At 37.4% G+C, this 24,255-nt stretch carries 29 protein-coding genes; all 29 read left to right on the forward strand.

What is annotated here, in order from left to right; genetic code table 11:
* The first annotated feature begins 4 nt into the window (after nt 1-4).
* The 29 genes from C5L23_RS08515 (at nt 5) to C5L23_RS05195 (ending at nt 24,251) form a co-directional block, all read left to right on the forward strand.
* Nucleotides 5-961, forward strand: a complete 957-nt coding sequence (locus C5L23_RS08515; protein WP_010007834.1) for a phage replisome organizer N-terminal domain-containing protein — start codon at nt 5-7, stop codon at nt 959-961.
* Between the two features lie 509 nt (nt 962-1,470).
* Nucleotides 1,471-1,557: a helix-turn-helix domain-containing protein gene (locus C5L23_RS05065; protein WP_081458717.1), complete on the forward strand. Its 87-nt coding sequence runs from the start codon at nt 1,471-1,473 to the stop codon at nt 1,555-1,557.
* A 3-nt stretch (nt 1,558-1,560) separates the two neighbouring features.
* Nucleotides 1,561-2,016 (forward strand): RusA family crossover junction endodeoxyribonuclease, encoded by a 456-nt coding sequence (locus C5L23_RS05070; RefSeq protein ID WP_133264385.1) that lies wholly within the window; start codon nt 1,561-1,563, stop codon nt 2,014-2,016.
* 466 nt (nt 2,017-2,482) lie between these two features.
* Nucleotides 2,483-2,908 carry a YopX family protein gene (locus C5L23_RS05075; RefSeq protein ID WP_133264386.1) on the forward strand — a complete coding sequence of 142 codons (426 nt, stop codon included), beginning with the start codon at nt 2,483-2,485 and terminating at the stop codon, nt 2,906-2,908.
* 173 nt (nt 2,909-3,081) lie between these two features.
* Nucleotides 3,082-3,474, forward strand: a complete 393-nt coding sequence (locus C5L23_RS05080; protein WP_010007830.1) for a DUF722 domain-containing protein — start codon at nt 3,082-3,084, stop codon at nt 3,472-3,474.
* Between the two features lie 108 nt (nt 3,475-3,582).
* Nucleotides 3,583-4,152: a hypothetical protein gene (locus C5L23_RS05085; RefSeq protein WP_010007826.1), complete on the forward strand. Its 570-nt coding sequence runs from the start codon at nt 3,583-3,585 to the stop codon at nt 4,150-4,152.
* On the forward strand, nt 4,149-4,514 hold the full coding sequence (locus tag C5L23_RS05090; protein WP_133264387.1) for a hypothetical protein: 366 nt from the start codon (nt 4,149-4,151) through the stop codon (nt 4,512-4,514). Before C5L23_RS05085 ends, C5L23_RS05090 begins: the two co-directional genes overlap by 4 nt.
* A 29-nt stretch (nt 4,515-4,543) precedes the next feature.
* On the forward strand, nt 4,544-4,978 hold the full coding sequence (locus tag C5L23_RS05095) for a hypothetical protein (protein WP_010007822.1): 435 nt from the start codon (nt 4,544-4,546) through the stop codon (nt 4,976-4,978).
* Between the two features lie 360 nt (nt 4,979-5,338).
* The gene (locus C5L23_RS05100; RefSeq protein WP_010007821.1) at nt 5,339-5,926 is read left to right on the forward strand and encodes a hypothetical protein; all 588 of its coding nucleotides are present in this window, start codon (nt 5,339-5,341) and stop codon (nt 5,924-5,926) included.
* Nucleotides 5,927-6,105: 179 nt separating this feature from the next.
* On the forward strand, nt 6,106-6,567 hold the full coding sequence (locus tag C5L23_RS05105; protein WP_010007819.1) for a terminase small subunit: 462 nt from the start codon (nt 6,106-6,108) through the stop codon (nt 6,565-6,567).
* Entirely contained in the window at nt 6,560-7,828 is a 1,269-nt protein-coding gene (locus C5L23_RS05110) for a PBSX family phage terminase large subunit (RefSeq protein WP_010007815.1), read from the forward strand. The genes C5L23_RS05105 and C5L23_RS05110 overlap by 8 nt, the downstream gene beginning before the upstream one ends.
* A gap of 18 nt (nt 7,829-7,846) precedes the next feature.
* Nucleotides 7,847-9,235: a phage portal protein gene (locus C5L23_RS05115; RefSeq protein ID WP_010007813.1), complete on the forward strand. Its 1,389-nt coding sequence runs from the start codon at nt 7,847-7,849 to the stop codon at nt 9,233-9,235.
* 20 nt (nt 9,236-9,255) lie between these two features.
* Nucleotides 9,256-10,281: a minor capsid protein gene (locus C5L23_RS05120; RefSeq protein WP_010007811.1), complete on the forward strand. Its 1,026-nt coding sequence runs from the start codon at nt 9,256-9,258 to the stop codon at nt 10,279-10,281.
* Nucleotides 10,282-10,434: 153 nt separating this feature from the next.
* Nucleotides 10,435-11,010 carry a phage scaffolding protein gene (locus C5L23_RS05125; RefSeq protein WP_010007810.1) on the forward strand — a complete coding sequence of 192 codons (576 nt, stop codon included), beginning with the start codon at nt 10,435-10,437 and terminating at the stop codon, nt 11,008-11,010.
* A gap of 12 nt (nt 11,011-11,022) precedes the next feature.
* The gene (locus C5L23_RS05130) at nt 11,023-11,946 is read left to right on the forward strand and encodes a hypothetical protein (protein WP_010007809.1); all 924 of its coding nucleotides are present in this window, start codon (nt 11,023-11,025) and stop codon (nt 11,944-11,946) included.
* Between the two features lie 8 nt (nt 11,947-11,954).
* Nucleotides 11,955-12,215, forward strand: coding sequence for a hypothetical protein (locus C5L23_RS05135; protein WP_133264388.1), 261 nt, complete (start codon nt 11,955-11,957; stop codon nt 12,213-12,215).
* 2 nt (nt 12,216-12,217) lie between these two features.
* Nucleotides 12,218-12,637: a head-tail connector protein gene (locus C5L23_RS05140; RefSeq protein ID WP_010007807.1), complete on the forward strand. Its 420-nt coding sequence runs from the start codon at nt 12,218-12,220 to the stop codon at nt 12,635-12,637.
* Nucleotides 12,634-13,026 (forward strand): hypothetical protein, encoded by a 393-nt coding sequence (locus C5L23_RS05145; protein WP_010007806.1) that lies wholly within the window; start codon nt 12,634-12,636, stop codon nt 13,024-13,026. The genes C5L23_RS05140 and C5L23_RS05145 overlap by 4 nt, the downstream gene beginning before the upstream one ends.
* Nucleotides 13,010-13,453 (forward strand): HK97 gp10 family phage protein, encoded by a 444-nt coding sequence (locus tag C5L23_RS05150; protein ID WP_081458715.1) that lies wholly within the window; start codon nt 13,010-13,012, stop codon nt 13,451-13,453. The genes C5L23_RS05145 and C5L23_RS05150 overlap by 17 nt, the downstream gene beginning before the upstream one ends.
* Before the next feature lies 1 nt (nt 13,454).
* On the forward strand, nt 13,455-13,886 hold the full coding sequence (locus tag C5L23_RS05155) for a phage tail terminator family protein (protein ID WP_133264389.1): 432 nt from the start codon (nt 13,455-13,457) through the stop codon (nt 13,884-13,886).
* Complete coding sequence (locus C5L23_RS05160; protein ID WP_010007799.1) at nt 13,873-14,235, forward strand: hypothetical protein; 363 nt, start codon at nt 13,873-13,875, stop codon at nt 14,233-14,235. The genes C5L23_RS05155 and C5L23_RS05160 overlap by 14 nt, the downstream gene beginning before the upstream one ends.
* A 3-nt stretch (nt 14,236-14,238) precedes the next feature.
* A complete protein-coding gene (locus C5L23_RS05165; RefSeq protein WP_010007798.1) occupies nt 14,239-15,615 on the forward strand; it encodes a phage tail sheath family protein in 1,377 nt (458 codons plus the stop codon).
* Between the two features lie 17 nt (nt 15,616-15,632).
* Nucleotides 15,633-16,091 (forward strand): phage tail tube protein, encoded by a 459-nt coding sequence (locus C5L23_RS05170; RefSeq protein ID WP_010007796.1) that lies wholly within the window; start codon nt 15,633-15,635, stop codon nt 16,089-16,091.
* Nucleotides 16,092-16,146: 55 nt separating this feature from the next.
* Nucleotides 16,147-16,563 carry a phage tail assembly chaperone gene (locus C5L23_RS05175; protein ID WP_133264390.1) on the forward strand — a complete coding sequence of 139 codons (417 nt, stop codon included), beginning with the start codon at nt 16,147-16,149 and terminating at the stop codon, nt 16,561-16,563.
* A gap of 38 nt (nt 16,564-16,601) precedes the next feature.
* Nucleotides 16,602-16,748, forward strand: a complete 147-nt coding sequence (locus C5L23_RS08520; RefSeq protein WP_170168013.1) for a hypothetical protein — start codon at nt 16,602-16,604, stop codon at nt 16,746-16,748.
* 47 nt (nt 16,749-16,795) lie between these two features.
* Complete coding sequence (locus C5L23_RS05180) at nt 16,796-22,129, forward strand: tape measure protein (protein ID WP_010007791.1); 5,334 nt, start codon at nt 16,796-16,798, stop codon at nt 22,127-22,129.
* Nucleotides 22,130-22,141: 12 nt separating this feature from the next.
* A complete protein-coding gene (locus tag C5L23_RS05185; RefSeq protein ID WP_133264391.1) occupies nt 22,142-22,915 on the forward strand; it encodes a hypothetical protein in 774 nt (257 codons plus the stop codon).
* The gene (locus C5L23_RS05190; RefSeq protein WP_133264392.1) at nt 22,912-23,958 is read left to right on the forward strand and encodes an XkdQ/YqbQ family protein; all 1,047 of its coding nucleotides are present in this window, start codon (nt 22,912-22,914) and stop codon (nt 23,956-23,958) included. Before C5L23_RS05185 ends, C5L23_RS05190 begins: the two co-directional genes overlap by 4 nt.
* Nucleotides 23,958-24,251: a DUF2577 domain-containing protein gene (locus C5L23_RS05195; protein WP_010007783.1), complete on the forward strand. Its 294-nt coding sequence runs from the start codon at nt 23,958-23,960 to the stop codon at nt 24,249-24,251. The genes C5L23_RS05190 and C5L23_RS05195 overlap by 1 nt, the downstream gene beginning before the upstream one ends.
* Nucleotides 24,252-24,255 lie beyond the last annotated feature (4 nt).

A 24,255-nucleotide genomic window follows, 5' to 3' on the forward strand; every position in this document is an offset into this window, starting at 1 on the left:
ATATATGGCTAATAAGAAAAAACCAATCTACTTTTGGCTGAGACTTGACAACAATTTCTACAAAAATTTAGCTATAAAAAAAGTTAGAAAAATGGCTGGTGGCGACACCATGGTAGTTATATACCAGAAAATGATGTTGAGCTCTCTAGACACCAGCGGAGTCATTTATTACGAAGGTATCTACGGAAAACTTGAAGAAGAATTAGCGTTAATGATTGATGAAGAGGTGGAGCAAGTTGCAATGACTTTATCATATTTCACCAAGGCTGGTTTAATCCAAATAGATGATAATCAAAACGTTGAAATGTCACAAGTATCAGCATTAATTGACCAAGAAACTAATTGGGCTAGATACAAAAGAGAACAACGAAAAAGCAATAAATTGGACAATGTCCAATCGTTGTCCAATGAGCGTCCAACAGAGATAGAGTTAGAGAAAGAGATAGAGATAAAGAAAGAGACAAAGTTAGAGAAAGATGTAGATGTAGAAGACGAAAAAGCAAAAGAGGACGACAACGCGAAAGCTTATGAATCTCTTGTTTCACTTTTCGAAGAAAATGGTTTCGGTACTATTGGTGGTTTGGTATCAACTGATATCTCTAACGAACTAAAAGATTTTGCTGAAGCTAATAATGATGATTATCGGGAAGCATACAAAGTAATTCTATTAGCGATTAAATTGGCAGTATCTAACGGAGCATGTAAGTTTAGCTATGTTTGGTCTATTACGAAAGGTTGGTACCAGAAAAAGTTATTCACGGTAAAAGACATTGAAGCCTCTGAACAAAAACGCAAAGATGAAAAATCTAAGCAAAGTCGAAATAGTTTTAACAGGCGTCCGCAAAAGCAGGAACCTGAGAAGGCTGTTATTAGCGAATCTGAGCAGGTTAGATCATATAGTGATGACGAATACCAAAAAGCAATGGAAAAGCTCAAGAACCTCAAAACAAAGGCAGAATAATGACAACCTAGATAGCAGGTAATTTGGACAATAAAAAACCGAGCCAGAAATACACACCAATGGATTTAAGGATTGCACCTGATGGGCTGTGTGTATTCTGATTCGGTCATTCAAATGATTGCTCACTTGAATATAGTAAGTTTAGCATTTGGTGATTAACTCAAAAGTAAAACCAAGATAAAGATTTAATAACAACATTTCTGAGATGAGACTGGTCAGTCTTACATCGATAATGGGAGAGAGATGTCATGTTATTAAAAATTATCTTGGCTTGCAAGCAAATACATTGGTAAAAAATCTCATATAAACTTTTTAAAGGAGAGATCTGCTTGCAACTTCATGATAACACTTTCTGAAAATAAATGTTGTTTTTCATGAAAATAAAAAGCCGGAGCAAATACTCCAGCTTGAGAAGTGTAAAGAAGTTAAGAAAGTTGAGTAACTAATTCATTAGCAATAAACACTTCACCAGTAAAGGATAACACTAATACCTTGGTTAAGGAAATGAAATGGGTAAACGTGAACCATCTATCAGTATGCTTATATCTTTAGCGAACTATTTTGATGTCACGATTGATTATTTAATTGGGAGATAAAATTTGCTTGATACAACGACAAGCTTTGATTTTAAAACAGAATTGATTAACAAACCGCATCCCCATAATGGCATGGTTTTCAATACCAAACTAAAGCGCGCAATTCCAAATAAAAAAGAGCGGGCTTACCAAGCTGAATTGCAGTTACAAATTGCACGCTACATGCATAACAACAAAATCAGTATGTTTGGCAAGGTGCCACTCTACGTTGAATATGAGTTTGGTTTTGAGCCATTGAAGTCATTTAGTAAAAAGGACCGAGTAGCTGCCTTATTGAGAAAGTTATTGCCGGTTAGTAATCGCAATCAAGGTGACTTAGACAACCTTGAAAAATCAACACAAGATGTTTTGAATGGTTTGGCCATTGATGATGATCGTTTTATCGTCGCCAAGTATTCAGTGAAATATTATACGGAGAAGCCATGCGTGGCTATCCGAATTAAGGAGTTAGAGATTTGAAATTATTAGTGATTGGACACCGATCAGGAACTGTTTATTTTACGGGCACACATCCCGAATGCACCCGTTTTATTAACGATAGGGCAATTAGACGTAAAACTAAAAAAGGTGTCTCAGGGGTATCAGCATTTGGTTTTAGTGAAGCGCTATGGATTCAGAAAGGGTAAAGCAATAATGACACACAGACCGGTTTATTATGATGTGCGCAGAAATGGTGAAACATTGTTTAGCGACACAGACAAGAATAAAGCGTTGGAACAGTTAAAAGCGTTTAACATGAGCGCTGAAGTTAACGGCGAGAGCAAAGCGGTGCTAGTAAGGGACTATGGGAGATAAATATGACACAAAATAAGTATTGTGAATTTTGTGAAGAAGTAACAAGGTGTTACCGAGATGACCAAATATGGTATGGAAATCTAGTTAAAACATACTTTTGTTCTGAATGCCAAAAGAAAGTTGAGTGATTATGCGAGAGACTAGATTTAGGGCATGGGATAAAGAGGAAAGTAAGTATATTAATATTGAAAAATTCTACATTAGTCCATATGACGGAGCAGTTATTGATATGGGCGGTTATGAATATCGAGACGCCGTTTTGGAACAATACACAGGACTTAAAGATAAAAACGGTGTCAATATTTATGAGGGCGATATCGTTCAACATTATGAAAGTAAAGAAGATATTTCGATTGTTAGATTTGGAGAATTTGGTGTTCCGAATATGGCAGAAGAGGTTTATCAGGACCGTGCGGTAGGCTTTTATTACGAAAATGCAAGCAACTTAAAAAACGTAGCACCTTTTGATATGACCGTGCCGGTTAACACAATATACACACAAAATGCTGAAGTTATCGGTAACATACACAAGAACACGGAATTATTACAGGAGTGATTGCTAGAAATATAGCAGCGACCAAGAGAGAGTTACAAGAAGTCGTATAGAGCACTGTCCTGAGCATGACATTAAACTGTTACTAAACATATAACCCAGTGGAAAGAGTTCGTTTAGTATTAAGCCACAGAAGTACCCTGTGGCGTACATAACTATTTGGAGGAAGTATTATTTTGGCAGATAAGATTGATGCAGTATTGAGAGATTATTTTACCGGTGCTCTGGATTTGAAGATTATACAAAGAAAACGTGAGTTGGATAGCGTTGGCTCCACTGATGAAAATGTGGGCGGTGGTCGTGCGCAAAATAAGCACACCCGTCCGTTAGATGATATGCTTATCCGTTACGAAAGTGATTATGAGTTACAAGCTTTATTTCGGCAACGTCGTATTATGAAAGAGTGGTTATCATCTGGTGTGTGTGACAAGGAAACCAATGAGATATTGAAATTGCACTATGGTAAGAAGTATACATGGGACAAGATATCCAATGAGTTATTTATTGGGCGCAACACAGCGATTCGCAAGCGAAATTGGTTTAAGCGAGTGTTGGCGGTTCAGATGTGAATAGACTGTTAAGATAATGAAAATTAACCATTATTTTAAATTAAATTGCAATAAGTGAGTATTTTTATGTACAATAAAGGTATATCTAAGAGAATATTGAGGCTTTTGATGAGACTTGAAAATTCAGCTATTTTTCCCAGTAGCCTTGTAAATCAAGAATACAGACCCGTCGCGGACTATGTAAATAGTCCGCGTTTATCCATCATTGAAAAACAATTATTGAAATTTGTTCTGAAAAAGATCAATGGTTTAAGTAATCGTATTCTTTACCAATATTACATAGGTAAAAGAAATTCGACGTATCGTTTTATACCATATGATACTAGTAATGGAGATCCCATATTAGGTCAGAATTCTAAAGGTGAAGATAACTACATTGATGTTGTGGTGGTCAAGAGAATTTCTAGTTCGTCTGAAGACGTCTATGAGGCGCGTTTAGAATTAAATGAGAAAAATATACAAAGAATTTGTACGAGACTATTTTTTGGAATTCCAAGTAAAAATGGCGAATTAAGAACATATACTCACTACTTAGATAAAATACCCTTATTTTCACGTAGTGGTGCTACTAATCAGGAAACAAATGAGTGTGCTGATTCGTGTGGTTATGTCTTGAAGAATATAAATTATCAGCAGACACATATACAAGGTTATATACAAGAGAGGATAGAGATATGAAGAAATTGGATGAAAAGTTAGTGGATACATTATCTCAAGATATGTTCAATTACTCTTTGAAATATGATGTTGATTTAGTAGATATTTTAAGTGTAGCTCCTTATAATATTCCGGTTAATGATGTTCAGCGACTAGGTAGTGGGAATCCCTTTGTCTCTGAGTATTCATTTGAAAAAATAAGTAACGCACTCTCTTATTTGAGTATACAAAAAAAACTAGATAAAAATTTTGGCAATGGTACTGCTAATGTGAGAGTTGAGCGTAAAGATATTTATGGTTATTTTAAAAATAATAATTCTTATCGTACACAGATCAATAGCACCACTACTATAAAAGAGGAAGATAGCTTTGCATACGCATAAGTTGTCTAATCATTGAGGAATATATCTATATGAAAATTAAGTATTGGCTGTATAGAATAAATAATTTGGAATACCACTTTAATGAGACGTTTCCATGGGATCGTAAAAAGGGAAATGAAAATTGTAACATGAATATTGATAATATTCGTGTTATATCTAATGAACAATCTAGTAAAGTTAGTATTGCTTTTAAAGTCACATTGATATCACACTATGATAATGTCGATGAGGAGTTTAGATTAATAAAGTTTGATTATAAATACATATTTGACATGGAAGATTTTCCGTTGAATGATGCTGAGTATATAAATAATTTTGTATTTAAGCACGGCTTAGAAGCAGCATTATTTAGTGTAAAAGATGTAATCAAAAAGATAACAGACTTAGATTATCAACCAAGAATAAATGTAAATATGATTGCTGTTCCTTTTGATGCAGAAAACGAAAGCACAGAAAATATCTAAAATGGTTTTTAAAACATTTTAGATATTAATATAAATGACAATTTTTTTCTGTGGATAACTCAACCCCTAAATATGGTGGTACTATTTTGGTACTTTTTGCCTAAAAAATGGTGTTAATATTGTAATATCGAAAAGAGTCAGACAAAAGTATGTGTGGCTCTTTTTATTTGCGTATCATTATTCAGAGGATAATTGAGTATGAATGATGAATACGCAAAAATATAGTTAAATAGATGAAAGACACTCCATATTGTTGTGATTTTTATTGGATTAATTGTACGGTTCGTCTCTTGTTTGGCATAGTGATTTTGTTGTTCAACGTTTTCCAGTAGTACAATCATGCCATTGGAGGTTGAAAGTGTGAAAGACATAGGTAATTATTGGGAATACTTTATAGAATGGATTAAGAGATTAAATTGGGGTACCGTTCCAGATTGGTTCGGTGCGTTAGGAACGATTGCTGCTGTTTTTGTAGCCGTTTACTTACCGTACCGAGCAACCAGACCAAGAGGAAAAGCTGAATTGGAATCTATGTATTACACTCCACAAGTTGAGTTAATGGGGTTTAAAGTGTCTTTTTACAATACAGGGTCAACTGCAATAAATATCCGTAGCCTATCTATTGGCCTAGTTGGTAGTACAAAAATGTTGCTTTTATCTATGGAATTTTTAGGCGGAGTTATTCAACCAGGAGAGGGATATTCTACAGGTTGTAACGCAGTCGGTGTTTATAAGACTCTTAAAGACATTTATGGTCCGAATAAAAAAGTGAAAATATATCCCAAAGTAACTGATTCTATTGGAAATATATATACTGGAAAAGTAATATCTTTGAGTTTGAAATCTATGAGGGAAGATTTGAAGTTTCAGTATCAATATTATAATTTGAATCCACAAGCTGCTAACGCAGAAAATGAGGAATTATTTAATACTAAAAAAATCGATTGAGATATGAATCATGTTACTTAAATTTAATGTGAAAAATAAACTTATTTTAACAAATAGGATTTTAAAATTAAGAGAGAAAAAACTTTACGAGAAAGCGGGGGGTTACCAAATGTGGTAGCCTTTTTATTTTGTGACAAGAGTAAACATTTACTATCAAAAAATGTAGAAAGGAGAGCAGATTGGACAAATTAACAACAAAACAAAAACGCTTCTGTGAAGAATACGTGAAACTTGGAAATGCAACTAGAGCCTATCAAGTTGCTGGATACGCTGTGAAAAGTGAAACGAGTGCAGCATCGTCAGCAAACAGAATGTTAAGAAATGTTAAGGTTAAATCCTATATTGACGGGCTTATGGGCGATTTGAAAAAGTCAACGATTGCGGATGCTGATGAGGCATTGGAAACGATCACTAATATTATGCGTGGTAATACAACTGATGAGGTTGTGATGATGAACCCGATCACTGGTACGGTGGAACGAGTTGAGAAACGCGTGGATAAAACTGTTATTTTAAAATCTGCTGCCGAAATACTCAAACGCCATCCATTACCAGTGGATATTAATTTGAATGCACCAACAAAGATTAATATTGTGGCGTCGTTTGATGATGTTGAAATACCGGAGCCCGAATATGAGTAATGAACGTGTGCTGACGTTAGATTTAAAGGACATGATAGCGCCACGTTTTTATCATATGTATTATGACATGATGAGAATAGCGCATTCAAATTACTATTTTGTTGGTGGCCGTGGTTCTACTAAGAGTTCGTTTATTGCCGTTATGCTGATGTTAATGCTGGAGGAAGATAGTAACGCTAGTGCTGCAGTATTAAGACGAGTTGCTGATACCTTACGTGATAGTGTGGTGGCTCAATTAAAATGGGCAATTAATAAGCTAGGTTTATCTGCTAACTGGAAAGCAACAACATCCCCATTAGAGATAAAGAATATCTACACAGGTCAAAAAATTATCTTTCGAGGTGCTGATGATCCTGAAAAGATTAAATCAGTGAAGGTTGATAAAGGGCATATTAAATTCATTTGGTTTGAAGAGTTGTCAGAGTTCAAGGCAGCAGCTGGTATTCGTAATATTAAGCAGTCTCTTGGACGTGGTGGTGAGCAGATGTTTATCTTCTCGTTTAACCCACCAAAGTCACAGCGTAATTGGACCAATGAATTTGTGGAACAAGAAAAGGTGCGTGATGATGTATTAGTTCATCGTTCAACTTATCTGACTGTCCCTAAAACGTGGCTAGGTAATGTTTTTATCAGTGAAGCTAAGGCGCTTAAAGAAGTTAATCCAACAGCGTATGAGCATGAATATTTGGGCAAGGTTGTTGGTACTGGTGCTGAAGTATTTACTAATATCATTAATCAACGCATTCCAGATGAATTGGCTGCAACATTTGATACGATTTATCGTGGCCTCGACTTTGGTTTTGGTGCAGACCCACTTGGGTATGTTGAATTTTATTATGACAGTACACGACGTCGTTTGTATTTCGTGAATGAGATATACAAAACGGGGATGAAAAACCGTGTAGCAGTTGAAGCCATTATGAAACTTAACAAAGACAATAATGTAGTGATTGCTGATAGTGCCGAACCAAGAACGATTGCTGAATTTAGAGACTTAGGGCTTAATATTCAACCAGCCGTCAAAGGACCTGGTTCAGTTGAACATGGTATCAAATGGTTGCAAGACCTAAATGCCATTATCATTGATCCACGTAGAACGCCTAACATTTATCGTGAGTTCTCAGGTTATGAGTTAGAAGAGGACCGTATGGGTAACTTACGTGGTGAGTATCCTGATCACGATAACCATACGATTGACCCAACACGATATGCTGCTGAACGTATTATTCGATTAGGTGGCTTTAAGCAGTGGAAGAAGTAATACACAGAGGTAAGTATAATGGATATTGAAAAAATCAAAGAGCTTGTTAAAAATAAAACATCAGAGCGTATTAATATCTATGCAAAATTTGATGAAAGCCAACGTTATTATGATAACCAGAATGATATTACTAATCGTAATAATGGTGAAAGTAAGCTCAATTCAAAGGGTAAAGATGATCCATTACGACCTGCTGATAACCGTGTGAGCAATAACTTCCATCAGCCTATTGTTGACCAAAAGGCAGCTTATTTGGCTACAGTAGCGCCACAAATTGATGTAGGTAATGGCCAAGATATCAATGATAAGATACGCGATACATTGGGTGATGGTTTTGCTAATACATTATTTGATTTGGTAGTTGATGCAAGTAATGCTGGTTTGGTGTGGTTACATTATTGGATAGACAGAGATACCAATACTTTTAGATTTGGCATCATCCCCCCTGGAGAATGCACACCAGTGTATGATAACTATCTTGAAAAGAACGTTATCGGGATGTTGAGAACGTATAAAAAGCTAGATGGTGATACTGGTAAGAATGTTTACATTCATGAGTACTGGAATGATACCGAAGTACAGATGTACCAATCACAGCCATACGGTGAAAGTGGTTCACGAGTATTTCAAGAGTATCAGGGCATTAATATTATTGATATCAGTACACAAGAAACTGTTGGCACTAGTAACACTAGGCAACATGAATTTGGTGAAGTGCCATTTATTGCATTTAGAAATAATAAGCGGGAACGTCGGGACCTAGATAAGTACAAAGGTTTAATAGATGTCTACGATAAAGTTTATAACGGCTTTGTTAATGATGTTGATGACGTACAACAGGTTATCCTGGTGCTTAATAACTACAGTGGTACTGATTTAGGTGAGTTCAAAAAACAGCTCGTTGAAGATAAAGCCATTAAAGTTGAAACATTTGCGGGTTCTGAAAAAGCAGGGGTTGATACTTTAACCATTGATATTCCCGTTGAAGCTAGAGAAAAACTGCTGACTAATACACGTGATGCCATTTACTATAATGCACAGGCCGTTAACCCGAATAAGATTGAATTAGGGAACAACACAGGTGTGGCCATTAAAATGCTTTATTCACAGTTAGAGTTAAAAGCTAGCGTTGTCGAAAAACAGTTTAGAATTGGTATCTCACAGCTTATTAGAGCGATTATGCGTTACTTGAATGTATCTGATTATAATACTCGTAAAATCACACAGACGTGGACGAGAACATCAATTACTAACAACGTAGAACAAGCGACAGTCTTACAACAGCTTGCTGATGTATCTAGTCTTGATACCATTGCCAAGAACAATCCACTAGTTGATGATTGGCAGGATGAAGTAAAGCGTTTAAAACAAGAACGTGAGGCAGGACATGATAGCTATGAACCATAAAAAATAGGTGGAGATCATTCATGGATTATTGGCAAGAGCGTCATCTAGAAAACAAAAAGGCTAGTCTAGCAAGAAGTGATGATTATGAACGGTATATTCTCAATCAATCTCAAGCAGCATTAAAAGAAATACAGCTTGTTTTACATAAATGGTTGAATAAATATGCGTTGTCTACTGGTATGACTATCGAGAGTGCTAATAAGAAATTACGGGGTAAATCATTAGATAGCTGGTATGAAACTTTAGATCATTGGGAAGAATTGGCCAGAAATGGCAGATATGAAGGGCGACTTAATTTAGCCTACTACCGTTTACAAATTACTAGATTACAGGCTCTTGAAGCTGAGACACAATTTGTCATAGCTAAGTATGCTGATTTAGAAGTTAAGTCCATGGAAAACACACTAGTTAATGAATTCAAACAAAATTATTATCGTGATGTGTATGAGATACAAAGTGAGAAAGCAACCTATGACAGTAACTTTGACAAATACACTGATGCACAATTAGAAACCTTTGTAAATCAGCGTTGGCACGGTAAAAACTTTAGTGAACGAGTATGGGGCAACTTTGTTAATGACTTGCCACAAGAATTAACTACTGCGGTAAGACGTGGCATATTGATGGGGATGAGTAATTACAACATCATTAAACATGCCAGTGCAAAGTTTCAAGAGTTTGAGCAATATAAACAACATCGACTTATCATTACAGAAATGTCTCATGCTGCTAATGAAGCCAGCTATAAGGCATATAAGACGGAACATATTGAGGAATATCGATTTTTGGCCACGCTTGAAACAAAAACGTGTGCAATATGTGGTGACTTGGATTATGAAACTTTTGCAGTAGATGATAGAAAAATCAGTGTTAATTATCCACCTATTCATGGTCATTGCCGTTGCACAACGGTGCCAGTGGTTAAGGGAGAAGAACGATTAAGCCATCAACGTTGGGCTAGAGATCCTGATACCAATAAAGGGAAGTACATCCCTAAGCAAACTTATAATGAGTGGGCCAATTCTGTTGGCTTAAATGATATATAAACATTGTTATCAAATAATGGCGTACCGTTAATATACGGCACGCTGTACATAATATATTCGCCCGCTAGCATACCGGGCGTTACAAATAGTGTGCTTTTTGTATGCACTCAATCGCGGTCGTTCCGCGTAATAAATCACGAGAGAGGTAAAACAATGAAGCGAGAACAATTAATTAAGTTAGGTTTATCAGAAGATCAAGTTAATGGTGTTATGAAAATTCATGGCCAAGATACAGAGTCTCTTAAAGATGCTGTTGCCTTACAGGATAAGGTCAATGAATTAACCACTGAACGTGATGGATTTAAAGCGCAAATCAAGCAACGCGATAAAGATATGGCCGAATTGAAAAAGATGGTTGGAGATAATGCTGACTATAAAGAGAAGTACGATGAGTTGAAATCAAAGTATTCAGATGATACTCAAAACTTACAGTCTAGCATTGATAGCTTGAAGTTAGATACGGCCATTGCTCAGGCTTTGACAGGTTCTAAAGCCCGCAATAATGATGATTTGATGCGATTTATCGATAAAAGTGAACTTAAGCTTAATGATAAAGGGGAGGTAGAGGGGCTATCTAACAAGATTGAAGCAATTCAAAAAGACAAACCTTACTTATTTGATTTAGGTAAGACAGATTCAGGATATAAGCCGGCTGGTGGAGATCCTGCTAATCAAGATGCAACAGATGCCTTTATTTCTGCAATGGGTGGCACTGTTAATACACAATAACGGAGGTAAGACATGGTTTTAAACTATGCAACAAGCTATCAAGCTGCATTACAAGCAACAATTTATCAAACACTTCTACATTCAAGCGATTTATGGAATTCGCCTGCCAATGCATTAGTTAATTTTTCAGGTGCCAAGCATGTTAAGGTGCCTAAGTTAACCATTGAAAGTGGCCGACGTGATCGTAAGCGAGCAACAATTACACAACCTGTCATGAATTACTCAAATGATTATGATGATTACGAATTAAAGTTTGAGCGTGATTGGTCAACGATTGTTGACCCATTGGATGTTGATGAAACAAATCAAGTAACATCTATTGCTAACGTAACAAATGCTTTCAATACACAACAAAAGATCCCTGAAAAAGATCGTTTTATGTTCTCTAAGTTATATAAAGAGAAGAAGGCATTTAACGATAAAGGGATTATTACAGATACTCTGACTGAAGAAAATGTACTGGATCTCTTTGATGAGTGGATGGCGCAGTTGGATGAATTACAGGTAGCTAATTCATTGCAACGTATTCTTTATGTGACACCAACTGTTAATAAGATTTTGAAGTCAGCACAGGCACGATCACGTTCAATCATTTTGAGTTCCTCATCAAGTATTGATCGTCGTGTTTACTCATTGGATGATGTAACTATTAAGGTTGTGCCAGCACATCTTATGCATACAACTTATAACTTTGAAGTCGGTGCATTGCCTGTTGATGGTTCACAGCAAATTGATATGTTCTTGATTTTAAATGGTGTTCAAATTGCACCAGAAAAATATGAATTTGCAGGATTTGATGCACCTACTGCTGCAAACTCTGGTAATTATTTGTATTACGAAAATTCATATGAAGATGTATTACTTTTGAAACCACGTAAGGATGGTATTTTCTTCCATATTTCTGATCGTAAAACAGGGACAGCACCACAAGGATAGGGAGACAGATGATGGCAAAAAAGTATATTGTTCTACAAGACTTCACTGATAAGTTGGCTAATCGTTTATACAAGAAAGGCGATACATTCAAACATGTTGGTGTGCGTAGCGAAAGGCTAGAAGAATTGAAGTCAGAAAAACATCCCCATCACAATGGTGCGATCATTGCTTTGAATGAGCAGTTGGATGTTCAAGATGACGAAATGGAAGTAGCCGAAGAAGTAGCTATTGAAAACGATGAGGAAACAGCTGACGACGTTAAGGAGTAACTATGCTAGAGGAACAGGTAACTCATCCCCGATATGATCATTTGTTAGCGACATTGAAATTGGTATCTCCTAAAAAGATTCAGAATAATGAGGAATACAGTCAAATGTATGACAAAATTATTGATTTGTTACTCAACAAAGCGATTAAAGATGTGACGACTTATACCCATATACCCGTTAATGAGTTGCCTGCTGAACTTGATGAAACGATTGTTATGATCGCTAAAAATACGATTGATTTGTCGGGCTTTACTACACCTGTTGAACAAATGGTTAACCAGAATGTTTCAAATTTGACTGAAGGAGATACAAGTGTGTCTTTTAAATCAGACGGTGAAGTTATGGCCAGTTTATTAGGTGTCAATCTCATTACAAATAGTTACTATGGGCTTCTAAATACTTATAGGCGGTTGTTGAGATGAGTTTATTTGGCGGAATGGGAAGTATTTTGAATACATTATATCGGGATAAAGCCACGATATATGGTTCTGGTGTTGCAAAGTCTGGACCATTTACTGAAACTCAACCAAAGATTATTGCCGAAGATTATCCATGTAAGGTTTCTAAAATTACTCAAAATGTTGTTCAGACAGATAGTGTTGGCATGATAGATTCTTTTGATGCAGTGTTGTTTATTGATGCCAATATTAAGATACCTGCTGCAGCTACTATTGTGGTTACAGACGTTAATGGATATCAGACGACCTATAAACGTTCATCAAGCGGTTATATGGGATATGAGAGTCATCAAGAAGTACGCATGAAGTTAGACAGAAAGGCATCAGAGGTGACTAATGTCAAGAATGGGTAAATTTGACGATGGTGAAATAAAATCTTTCTTGAGTAACTTGCAAAACTCACTTCATAATCAAGATATCTTGCAAGCTATGATTAGTGAGATGAATGATGTAGGTAATTTAGGATTGATTGCTGTCAAAGAGCGAACCCCAACTGATAAAGGTCGTTTAAAGAGTGCTTGGCAAAAGACATCAGCCACTAAACGTGGCAACGCTGTTGTTGTTGAGCTTGTCAATAATACTGAATATGCTGCATCTGTTGAATTTGGTCATCGGCAGAAGGTAGGAAGATACGTACCTGCTATCAATGCACGCTTGGTTACACCATTTGTGCCTGGTAAATTTATGTTGAAAAATTCAATGACTGAGATTGAAGCGCTTATGACACAACGAGTAGATAAACGCTTCACAGCTGAAATTAATAAATTATTTGGTAAATAATATGACAGATATTACATTGCTTATCGGTAATACTTTAGCGGATATTGATCCTGACATGATTATTTATCGTGATAAACAGGAAAATGGTGCATATGAAACACCATGTTATCTCATTCAAAGATTACCGGTGACTATTGGAAGCTCAATTGGTCATCATGAACATCGTATGTATACGTATGATTTGGTATATATGCCGGCAGAGGACAGCCGTAAAAAACTATCTGATATTGATTTAAAGAGTGAGTTATTGATGGAAAAATTCAAACTTATTCAACCTAATTTTGCACGATTATGGCATCGTTCACTAAACATAGTGGACGATGTTTTGCATTTTCAGTTTGATATTTATGTGCAAGACCATGTCTCAGATGATGGGCCAAAGATGAATAACAATTTAATTTATGAAGGAGGATTGTTGAATGGCAACAGATAATTCTAAAAATTCATCTAGTACTAAGCCTGATGATACAAAGGTATCAACTAGTACAGATAAGAATGATAAAGATGTTTCAACCAGTACGAAAAACACTGTTACGCCTAAAGCGCAAAATAGTGCCAGTAAAACTGTTGAAACAAAAGAACCGATAACTGAAAAAGCAACTTCTGGTATTGATCCAGAAGTTTATGACAGTATCGAATTTACTCGTGAACAATTATTAACAAGTAGTTTTAACGATACAGACATGTTGATGATAAAAATGCTGACAAGGCCTGGGAGAACGTACACACGCCCTCAGATTCGTCAATTGTTTGCAGATTTTAAGAAGAAAGGACTTTTTTAAATTATGGCAGGTGGAAATTGGACATCACAAAACAAAGCACGCCCTGGAGCATATGTTGATGTTAGCTCTAACTCATTAACGGCAGCAGGATCAGATACTTCACGAGGTGTTGTTTTCTGGATTCATAGCGGTTCATTTGGTTGGGGTAAGAATGGTGTAACAGAAGTTGGCGGTGGTAGCGACTTCAAAGCATTATTTGGCGTTGATATTAACTCTAACGAGTTAGCAGCATTGAATGAAATCTTAAAGGGGGCACCTAAGAGTGTTCTAGTATTTAATTCTAATGCTGGAAACAAGGCAACAGCCACAAGTGATGTATTACCTTGGGTATTCACAGCTAAGTATGCTGGAGAAAAAGGCAACAGTGTTAAGGTAAGCGTTTATCGTGATGCCACTGATACGACAAAGTTAGATGTGGCCACATTCTTTGGAACAGAGTTGGTTAATACACAGTCAGTACGAAATGCATCAGAATTAAAATCTAATGCTTATCTTGATGTACAGGCAACTTCTGCTTCACAAGGGGATGATGGCCGTGCATTGATTGATGCGGTGTCATCAACGATTACACTTAATTTGTCAGGTGGCACAACGGTTCTAAGTGAAGATCTATTAGCTGAAATTAACCATGCTACTGAAACAATGAACTTTAATGTATTGACTGCCGCAGGAGCAGATAAAGATGCAAATATTCATTTGATGGTTTACAACACAATCAAAAGTTTACGAGAGAATGATGGCCTGAAAGTTACAGGTGTTGTTCCTGGTAGTGATAACTTTGATTACGATTATGAAGGTATTAGTGTTGTTCAAAATGGTGTGAAGCTGTTAAACGACAATGAACTACCTGAAACGGTTGCAGCGGGTTATTTTGCTGGTGTGAGTGCTGCAGCTGATATAAATGAGTCATTGACATATCGCTCATATCCTGGAGCTGTGGACGTAGTACCACGCTTTAGTAACAGTGATACAGAAAAAGCGTTACTAGCTGGAAAGATTGTTTTTACAGCACGTCGTGATGGCAGTGTTGTTATTGAACAGGACATCAACTCACACCACACTTATTCAGTATCAAAGAACCAATATTTCCGTAAGAATCGTGTGCTACGTGTCTTGGATGAAATTGCTAACAATACGCATGACACTTATGAAAAGCAATTTATTGGGAAAGTGGATAACAACCCACAAGGTCGTGATGTGTTTAAGGCTAACCGTATTACCTATTTGACAGGGCTACAAGCACAAGGAGCCATTCAAAACTTTGTACCAGATGATATTACGGTTGAACCTGGTGCAGATAAAGATGCCGTTGTGATGACGTTGGCAGTTCAACCAACGGATTCAATGGAAAAGTTATACGCAAAGATCACAGTTCAATAATCTAAGGGGGACAACAAATGCGTGATGTGTTATCAGGTAAAGATGTTATCAATTCAAAATCAGGTATGGTGACTGTCAATATTGATGGCCAAAATATTGAATTAATTGAATTGACAGAATTTACTGCTCAAATCGATAAGAACAAGGAAGATGTTCAAGTTATTGGCTCATTGTGGACTAAGAAGAAAACAACTAGTATTGCTGGTTCTGGTTCCATGGGTGGCAAGGTTATTAATTCAAATTGGGCTAAATTAGGTCAAAAGATGGCTAATGAGGGTGTTGATACATTCTTTGATGCCACAGTAGTCGTTGAAGACGAAACAAGTTCAGTTGGAAAGCAAACAGTAGCATTCCATAACATTAATATGGATAGTATCCCATTGGTGGCATTAGAAGCAGATGATGGCGTTATGGAATGGGAAAGCGACTTCTCGTTTGAAGGCTTTAACCTTGTATCGGCTTTTAATGGCATTTAATTAGTATTTACAAATCAATTGATATCAGAATTTAAAATTATAGGAGAAATTTATCATGACAGAAACAGCATATAATGTATCAGATTTTTTGAAGGAAAACGTTGAGGCAACAGTTGAGCAAAAGGAAGTGAAGATTGATCGTTTCCCAAAGCCTTTTGTTATTAAGACAATCACTGAAGCTGAGAACACAGCCTTACGTCAACGTGCTACGGTCAAGTTGCGTAGCAAGAATGGCCAAGTACGCACAGAAACAGACGGAGATAAGTATGCTGGCTTGTTAGTTGTGGCATCAACGGTTGTACCTAACTTTTCAGATGCTGTTCTACAAGAAAATTATGGAACAGGATCAGCTGTGGATACTGCTCGTACAATGCTTCGTGCTGGTGAATTCGCTACTTTGGCAAAAGAAGTAACTGAATTCAACGGCTTTAATGAAGATGTTAATGATTTAGTGGAAGATGCAAAAAACTAATTAAAGGCGGTAATGGAGATTTTGCTTACTATGCTCATATGCTCAATAATCACGGATGGTCACCTAAACAATGGTCATCCCTAAGTCGTTATGAAAAAGCACTTGTTATTGCATCAATTAACATCAAAGTTGAGCAAGAAAAGGCAGAAATGAAGCGAGCAGAACGTCAGGCAAAATCAAAATGACGCCAAATACGGTGGCAACACCGTGTACATAATGTGGAGGGATATTTATGGGGTCGGGAACAACACTCAGTGCGACGCTACAGCTATTTGATAATTTTTCTAACAAATTAAATAGTTTAGATAGCAATATTAGTCGTAGTACATCACAAATTGATAAATTTAAATCAGCGGTTGAATCCAACATCAATAGCTCAGCCATGACAAGTTTTGCTAAAGGTATGGGTGAGTCGTTCAATCAAGCATACGGTACTGCTACGAAGACTGTTAGGAGTATGACCGAGATGGTATCGCCTCTTGAACAAGCAAAAGGAAGGGCTACTTCTTTAGGACAGGAATTACAGCGTTCTCAACGCGTGACTGATTTGACATCCAAAGCGTTATCAGAGGCACAAAATCATGTCCAAGAATTAGCCAATGGTGGTAAGGCTTCAGCATCTGAAATGTTGAAAGCTGAGAATAACGTGGGCCAATTAAAGTCCCAATTACAACAAGCAGAAAACAATACCAAAGGTTTGGCTATTCAATTTACGTCAGCCACAGCTAAAGCAGCACAATTACAGCAAGCAAGTGGTACGATTGGTGCCAAACTTAGAAGTTCATTACAAAACACCGCCAGTAGTGGCGGTGTTTTTGGTAAGTTGGCTACTGCAGCGATAACAACAGGTAATACTGCCAAGAATGCTTTTACTGGTTTAGGCAATAAAATTAGGTCTGAAACTAACACAGGTGCTAGTGGATTTAGCCAATTGACACAAACGGCAACAAAGACCGGTAGCATGTTTAAAAGTATGTTAGGTGCGAACTTAATTGGCGCTGGTATTGGTAAAGCGGTGGGCATGGTTAAAGATAGTATCGGTGGTGCTGTTAGTCGTGTTGATACACTGAACGCTTATCCAAAAGTTATGGCACAAATGGGCTATGCAACACAGGATACCAATAAGTCTGTTGATATATTGAAAAAGGGTGTTGATGGATTACCTACATCCCTACAGGATTTAACAAAAAGTGCTCAAAGCTTTGCTATTTTGGAAAAAAGTGCTACTGGAGGTGCTAAGACTGCTACCGCCTTAAATGATGCTTTCTTGGCATCAGGTGCTAGTGCTGGAGATGCGTCACGTGGTGTTGAACAATATTCACAAATGTTAGCCAGTGGTACCGTTGATATGACATCTTGGAGAACACTTCAAGAAACCATGCCTTATGCATTGACTAAAGTCGCTAATTCATTTGGGTTGACTGGTAAAAGTGCAGAACGTGATCTTTACGCTAAGTTAAAGAATGGTGATGTCACAATGGATCAGCTTAATAAGCGATTTATTGAGCTTGACGGTGGTGCCAAAGGGTTTGCAAATACTGCACGTACTGCAACCGGAGGTATCGGAACATCATTTGCTAATATGAAAAATGCAGTTACCAATGCAACGGCTACTGTATTAGATGCCATGGCTAAAGGTGGCATGACCAAAGTAATCGATGGTATTACTAATACAATTAAGAGCTCCGTGCCTACTATCAATCGATTTGCAACCACAGCAGTAGATGGGTTATCTAAAGGCTTCAAAACTGCAATGAAGTGGGGTAAAGAGTTCTGGAGCGTACTTAAAGATACAGGCGCTATTGATGACTTACAGGGCGCTTTCTTACAAGCTGGTTTTGCCATTAATGCTATTAAAAGTGCTTTAGCAGGTGTTAAAGGGCAAAAAGCAATTAATCCTATTGCAACTGCAGCACGTTGGGCAGCAGGCGCACTTAAACTTTTGGCGGGAGCTATACAAGGCGTATCTAATTTTATACAGAGTTTAGATCCTAGTACTATTCGGCATTTTACACAGTCATTACCGTTATTAGCTGTGGGTGCTTTAGCAGTAGTAGCTGCATTTAAATTCTTTAAGCCTATATCATTACTACTTGATCTGTTTAGAGGAAAATTGAATAGCTTGTCTAAGGGGATGTTCAGCTTTGGAAAAAGTGCAAAGCCTGTTCAAAAAACTACGGGGGCACTTAGTGGATTGGCTAAGATGGCAGGTATAGCTCTAGTTGTTGCCTCCATTGCCTTATTGGCTAGAGAGTTGAGTGGTTTAGCTTCTATTGGACCATCAGCAGTTGCTCCGTTATTGTCATTTGGCGCAGTTGTGGGTGGCTTAGCCATTATATTAGGATCAATGGGAAGCAAGTTGCAAAGCAGTGCTGTTGGTATTGGTGTATTTGCTGCATCTGTTTCTGCTATGGCTTTGGCAATGGTACCACTCGCTTCATTAGGTAGCACAGCCATTGGGCCTTTAGTAACATTTGGCGTTGTAATAGCTGGCTTAGCAGCAGTATTTGCAACATTTGGTTCAGCATTAACCGCCAATGTATTAGGCATTGCAGTGTTTGCTGCAAGTGTTTCAATTTTGGCATTAGCTATGGCACCGATTGCTCAAACAGGAACTGCAGGAGCCGTGGCCATGGCAGCATTTGGCTTAGTTGTTGCAGGGCTGGTTATCACATTTGCTTTATTTGGTACAGCTCTAACTGCTGCAATACCGGCTATGTTAGCTTTTGGTGCAACTATCTTGATGATTGGTATGGGAATGGGCTTGGCAATACCAGCCATTCAAGCATTACCTCCAGTCATTAATGCGCTATCTATGGCATTTGCTGTTGCAGCTGCATCAATTGCTAGTGCAGTATCTATTATCGTCATGAGTATCGCTATGGCTGTAGCATTAATCATTTCTTCTATTTCTGAACTTGTTAGTAGCATTGCTAATGGTATTTCACAAGTAGTTAATTCTGTGGCTGATGGTTTTAGTCAGGTTGTTACTTCAATTGGTAATGCCATGAGCCAAGTTGTGGATTCAGTATCTGGAGGTATCAGTAAGGTAGTTGATGCTATTGGTAATGCAATATCAGGTGTTTTGAATGCATTAGCCAAAGTCTTTGATTCTATCGGCAATGCTGCGTTATCAGCTGGTAGAGGGTTTGAAATGTTAGCAAATGGTGTTAGTCAATTAGTTTCGTTGCCATTAGGAAAGCTAGCAGGAACTCTAACTGCTACAGCTGTTGGATTAGGTGCAGTAGCTGCAGCAGGTCCTGGTCTAGCGATTGCAGGTGCCGGTATGTCCTTGTTATCAGCTGGAATGGTAACGGTGGTAGCAATGGCGACTGTATTATCTGCAACATTACCAACTGTTGGAACAGCCTTTACAAATATGGCAGCGCAAATACCAACCTTAGGTGCGGCATTTATTAGTTTGGCCACGGCATCAACTGCTCTGTTATCAGCATTTGGTATTTTGGCAGCGGAAATGGCAGTCATGGGTGCTGCTTCTGTTGTTTTGAGTGCAACATCATTAGTGCTAGTAGCAACGTTCACTATGATTACTGCAACAATGATTATGATGTCTGCTACAGCATTGATGGCTAGTGCAGCAATGTTAATGATCGCGACAGGTAGCATGTTGGCCTCAACGAGTATGGCGTTGTTAGCCACTGGAACGATGGCTGTTGTTACAGGATTGACATTAATGTTAGCGACGGTAGCAATGGTTTCGGCAGGTCTATTGATGATTAGTGCCACTACAATAGCTTTGACCGCAACGCTGACATTATTAACCGCCATGTCTATGGCATCTAGTGTTGCATTAGGTATTATGGGTGCTGCCGGTTTTGTAGCTGGTGCAGGACTAATAGTAGCTGGTACTGGAGCTACAATAGCAGGCGCAGGTCTGATGGTATTATCGGCAGGAATTATTGCCACAAGCGCAGCTCTTGTAGCATTATCAGCTGGTATTCAAGCCCTATATACAACGGTATCTTCTGTATTTAGTTCAATAGTTAGCGCTGTAATGTCTGCAATGAGTAATGTCGTTTCATCTGTAAGTAGCGGTATGCAAAGTGCTGTTAGCACAGTTAGAAGCTATGGCAGTTCATTGGTTAGCGCTGGTACAGACTTTGTTATGGGATTTGTTAATGGGATTAAAGGTTCTATTGGAGCGGCAGTAGATGCAGCAGCAAGTATGGCAAAAAGTGCTGTTAACGCAGCCAAAAGCTTTTTGAATATTCATTCGCCATCACGAGTAATGCGAGATCAAGTTGGAAAGTTCGTGGCATTAGGTATGGCGGTCGGTATTATCGCTAATGCTTCTTCGGTAAGTGATGCCAGTGCTAATATGGCAGAATCTGCTGTTAAATCAGCAGAAGGTTATGTAATGCCTGATATCAATGGTGGTAACGTGACAGCATATACATTGCCAGATATTCCAGAAGTTAAGAATGATCAAGTAACAATGTTAAGGTACGTTAATGCCGTACCAACAGCGCCACAGTTACAAAATCAATCAGCTATAAACTATTATGAAAATAGCGTTGAAGGTACGCCTAATATCAGTAATCAAACTGCAACTGTAGATTATATGAATATTGTGCCAACACAGCCAAGTATTGAAAATGCAAATGCAGCTATTCAATATCACAATGCAGTGCCAGAATTACCAGAAATTGCTAAGCAAGTTGTTGGTATTGATTATGTTCTTAATAAAATGGCAACGCCTAATGTTAAGGATCAAAATTCTACCGTGTGCTATAACCAGGTTTTGCAAGATGTTCCAAATATTCGAGATCAAATAGCAAATGTTCAATACAAAAGTGGCGCTCTGGAAACGCCAAAAATTAGTGATCGAGTAGCTACTACTCAATATGTCAATTCAATCCAACCACTAAACGATATCCAAAATCAAACTGCAAATATTGAGTACAAGAATATTGTACCGATGGCACCACAGGCTAATGGCCAAACAGTTATCAATCAATATTTGAGCAGGGCGGAGCCGTTACAAAATGTTCGAGACCAAAATGCTCATATTAATTACAGTAATGTTATTCCGATGACACCGCAGATTAGAGATCAGCATGCAAATCTCAATTATGATGCGCATGCACCTGTAATACCTCAAATAAGTGATCAGAATGCAGCCGTTCGATATACAGCTTCAATACCACATCCAAAGGATTTAACTCAAAACACAACTATGACTCATCAGGAGAATTTTACGGGGAGTTTCGATAATAATCTTATTAATGCAATTATTAATGGGTTTGATTTGGCTACTCAAGCAGTTTTGAAGTTTGTATCAGCTATTAGTGGTATTGGTGGTAGTGACACTGTAAACGTAGAAAACAACCGTTTAAACACTGACACTATTGCTAGGAATGATGATCTATTAGGTGTTCAACAACCCAAACCGGTACTCAATCATGAACAAGGTGATGTTGATGTAATTATTCAACCGGGTGCTATTGTTATTCAAAGTGTTAATGAGAACTATGATGCGGAGAAAATGTTGGCACTGATTGAACAAAAACTAATGGAAAAGCGTAATAAAACTTTAAGAAGGTGAGTTTAATATAGTATGGCTACTCAAAATAAAAGAGCACCAACAAAGAAAGGTGCTTCAATAGTTTCAACAAAGTCCAATAAAAAGAAAATTCATATTGGTGTGTATTTGACTAACCACAAAAATAAAACGATTGAATTACCGGTTAATCCAAGTGATATTGCACATGAGGCTACTTTGGGAAGTGAGGCCAAAGATGTGTCAGCTATTGGAGAGGTTAATTTAATAGGTAGTCAAAAATTACGTGAGTATGAATTTTCTTTTTTTATTCCCAAAAATCCAAAAAAAGTAAATTATACAACTGCACAAAAATTGCCATTTTCAGATGGTGTTGAGTATATTAAATTTATTAGAGATTGGCAGGATAGTAGGAAGCCTGGTCGTATTTTAGTTACTAGTGGGTATATGAATCTATCGATGATGGTTACGAGCTTCAAATGGGAATTCAGCAATGGTTTTGATGGTGAATGGGTTGCAACAATTAAGTTAACGGAATACCGAAAGGTTGCAGTTCAGAAAATATCAAATAAAAAAACTGCTAAGAAAACTACACCTAAGAAAGGGAAACAAAGACCCAAGCCCGCTAAGAAAATTGGTATTGGCTCTGTGGTTATGGTTAATGGTCAGTTACATCGAGACAGTTATGGTAGTGGACCAGGTCAAATTGAAAAAAATGCCAAACGGAAGATTAATTTTGTGGCACCTGGAAGAAAATATCCTTACCATGTGACTAATTTAAATGGCGGTTGGCGTGGTTGGGTATCTAAAAATGCGGTGAAATCAACATGACAATTTCAAAATTTATTATTAAACGACGGACAACAAATGATAGTTGGGATGTGCGGAGTTTGGTTTTACCTCCTAAATGGACGACAGATACTACTTATGAAGCTGGTGAATTATCGTTTGAGTTGCTGATGATTGATAATACTTTTATACCTCAAATGGGAGATGCCGTTTACTTCGGATGGAACGGTAACAATGTCTTCATGGGATATATTTTTAGTGCGGAATACAGCAAGGATAATAAAACGATAAGTTGTGTCGCTTATGATAAGCTACGATATCTTAAAAATCAGGACTCGATTGTTTGGCCAGTTTCGACTTTGTCACAACGATTTGAACGTGTAACAAAGGCAGCTGGTATTACGCATAAAGTCGTAAATAATTCTACGTATAAGTTGAAAACAGAAGTAGCAGATCAAAAAACATACTTTGAAATGCTGCAGACAGGTATTGAAAATGTTTTATCTGCAACAGGGACACGCTATTATATTCGAGACAATTACGGCACAGTAGAGCTTCTTAAAGCGCAACAAACACAAACCGATTTAATATTAGGGGATGCCTCATTATTAACTGATTTCAACTATACGCAGTCTATTGATCAATCAGCAAACACGGTCAAAGTGATCCGTGAAGATAAGCATAGTAAGAAACGTAAAGTTGTAACATATGATGAAAAAACTAAAAAGAAGAAAACCAAAACGGAAACGACGTCTTGGACTACTACAACAGTAAAACATGCCGATTCAGCAGATCATATTAAGCAATGGGGAAGATTACAGATTGTCGAAAAAGCTGATAACGATATGAACGATGCACAAATGTTAACCAAAGCAAAGCAACTTTTAAGAGAGAAGAATAAAATCTCTCAAACATTAAAAGTGACTGCTATAGGATTATTAGGTATTCGAGCAGGGACGAGCTTTTATTTTCGTTCTCAAGAGTTAAAGACATTTGGTTTTGGCCAAAAATTAGTTTTTCCAACCAAAGTCACGCATACCTTCGACCCAAATGATTGGACGATGGATATAGAGGTACTAATCTAATGGCAGGTGAAAAGTTAATTGATTTTATTATGCAACGTCATGGCAACAGTTCAGAATATGCCGATATTATATTTGGAATTGTGTCATCCATTAACCCGTTAACAATACAAGTTGGCGATAAACTAACATTGCCTTCAGAATTATTGATACTTGGTCAAAATGTCTCTAAAAGAAAAATTAAAATTGATGGTAAAAGTGTTGAAGTTGACCAATCTTTAAATACTAAGGATAGTGTGGCCATGATACGTATGGATGGTGGTCAAACATTCTTTGTATTAGAGAAGACAAGTTAGGAGA

This window comes from Leuconostoc fallax, assembly GCF_004354645.1.
GTDB classification, from domain to species: domain Bacteria; phylum Bacillota; class Bacilli; order Lactobacillales; family Lactobacillaceae; genus Leuconostoc_B; species Leuconostoc_B fallax.

Bases quoted from the DNA above. Each gene is read 5' to 3' on its own strand.
- C5L23_RS08515 (WP_010007834.1), top strand. From the start codon at position 5: ATGGCTAATAAGAAAAAACCAATCTACTTTTGGCTGAGACTTGACAAC.
- C5L23_RS05065 (WP_081458717.1), top strand. From the start codon at position 1,471: ATGGGTAAACGTGAACCATCTATCAGTATGCTTATATCTTTAGCGAAC.
- C5L23_RS05075 (WP_133264386.1), top strand. From the start codon at position 2,483: ATGCGAGAGACTAGATTTAGGGCATGGGATAAAGAGGAAAGTAAGTAT.
- C5L23_RS05085 (WP_010007826.1), top strand. From the start codon at position 3,583: ATGAGACTTGAAAATTCAGCTATTTTTCCCAGTAGCCTTGTAAATCAA.
- C5L23_RS05090 (WP_133264387.1), top strand. From the start codon at position 4,149: ATGAAGAAATTGGATGAAAAGTTAGTGGATACATTATCTCAAGATATG.
- C5L23_RS05095 (WP_010007822.1), top strand. From the start codon at position 4,544: ATGAAAATTAAGTATTGGCTGTATAGAATAAATAATTTGGAATACCAC.
- C5L23_RS05110 (WP_010007815.1), top strand. From the start codon at position 6,560: ATGAGTAATGAACGTGTGCTGACGTTAGATTTAAAGGACATGATAGCG.
- C5L23_RS05115 (WP_010007813.1), top strand. From the start codon at position 7,847: ATGGATATTGAAAAAATCAAAGAGCTTGTTAAAAATAAAACATCAGAG.
- C5L23_RS05120 (WP_010007811.1), top strand. From the start codon at position 9,256: ATGGATTATTGGCAAGAGCGTCATCTAGAAAACAAAAAGGCTAGTCTA.
- C5L23_RS05125 (WP_010007810.1), top strand. From the start codon at position 10,435: ATGAAGCGAGAACAATTAATTAAGTTAGGTTTATCAGAAGATCAAGTT.
- C5L23_RS05130 (WP_010007809.1), top strand. From the start codon at position 11,023: ATGGTTTTAAACTATGCAACAAGCTATCAAGCTGCATTACAAGCAACA.
- C5L23_RS05135 (WP_133264388.1), top strand. From the start codon at position 11,955: ATGATGGCAAAAAAGTATATTGTTCTACAAGACTTCACTGATAAGTTG.
- C5L23_RS05140 (WP_010007807.1), top strand. From the start codon at position 12,218: ATGCTAGAGGAACAGGTAACTCATCCCCGATATGATCATTTGTTAGCG.
- C5L23_RS05145 (WP_010007806.1), top strand. From the start codon at position 12,634: ATGAGTTTATTTGGCGGAATGGGAAGTATTTTGAATACATTATATCGG.
- C5L23_RS05150 (WP_081458715.1), top strand. From the start codon at position 13,010: ATGTCAAGAATGGGTAAATTTGACGATGGTGAAATAAAATCTTTCTTG.
- C5L23_RS05155 (WP_133264389.1), top strand. From the start codon at position 13,455: ATGACAGATATTACATTGCTTATCGGTAATACTTTAGCGGATATTGAT.
- C5L23_RS05160 (WP_010007799.1), top strand. From the start codon at position 13,873: ATGGCAACAGATAATTCTAAAAATTCATCTAGTACTAAGCCTGATGAT.
- C5L23_RS05165 (WP_010007798.1), top strand. From the start codon at position 14,239: ATGGCAGGTGGAAATTGGACATCACAAAACAAAGCACGCCCTGGAGCA.
- C5L23_RS05170 (WP_010007796.1), top strand. From the start codon at position 15,633: ATGCGTGATGTGTTATCAGGTAAAGATGTTATCAATTCAAAATCAGGT.
- C5L23_RS05175 (WP_133264390.1), top strand. From the start codon at position 16,147: ATGACAGAAACAGCATATAATGTATCAGATTTTTTGAAGGAAAACGTT.
- C5L23_RS08520 (WP_170168013.1), top strand. From the start codon at position 16,602: ATGCTCAATAATCACGGATGGTCACCTAAACAATGGTCATCCCTAAGT.
- C5L23_RS05180 (WP_010007791.1), top strand. From the start codon at position 16,796: ATGGGGTCGGGAACAACACTCAGTGCGACGCTACAGCTATTTGATAAT.
- C5L23_RS05185 (WP_133264391.1), top strand. From the start codon at position 22,142: ATGGCTACTCAAAATAAAAGAGCACCAACAAAGAAAGGTGCTTCAATA.
- C5L23_RS05190 (WP_133264392.1), top strand. From the start codon at position 22,912: ATGACAATTTCAAAATTTATTATTAAACGACGGACAACAAATGATAGT.
- C5L23_RS05195 (WP_010007783.1), top strand. From the start codon at position 23,958: ATGGCAGGTGAAAAGTTAATTGATTTTATTATGCAACGTCATGGCAAC.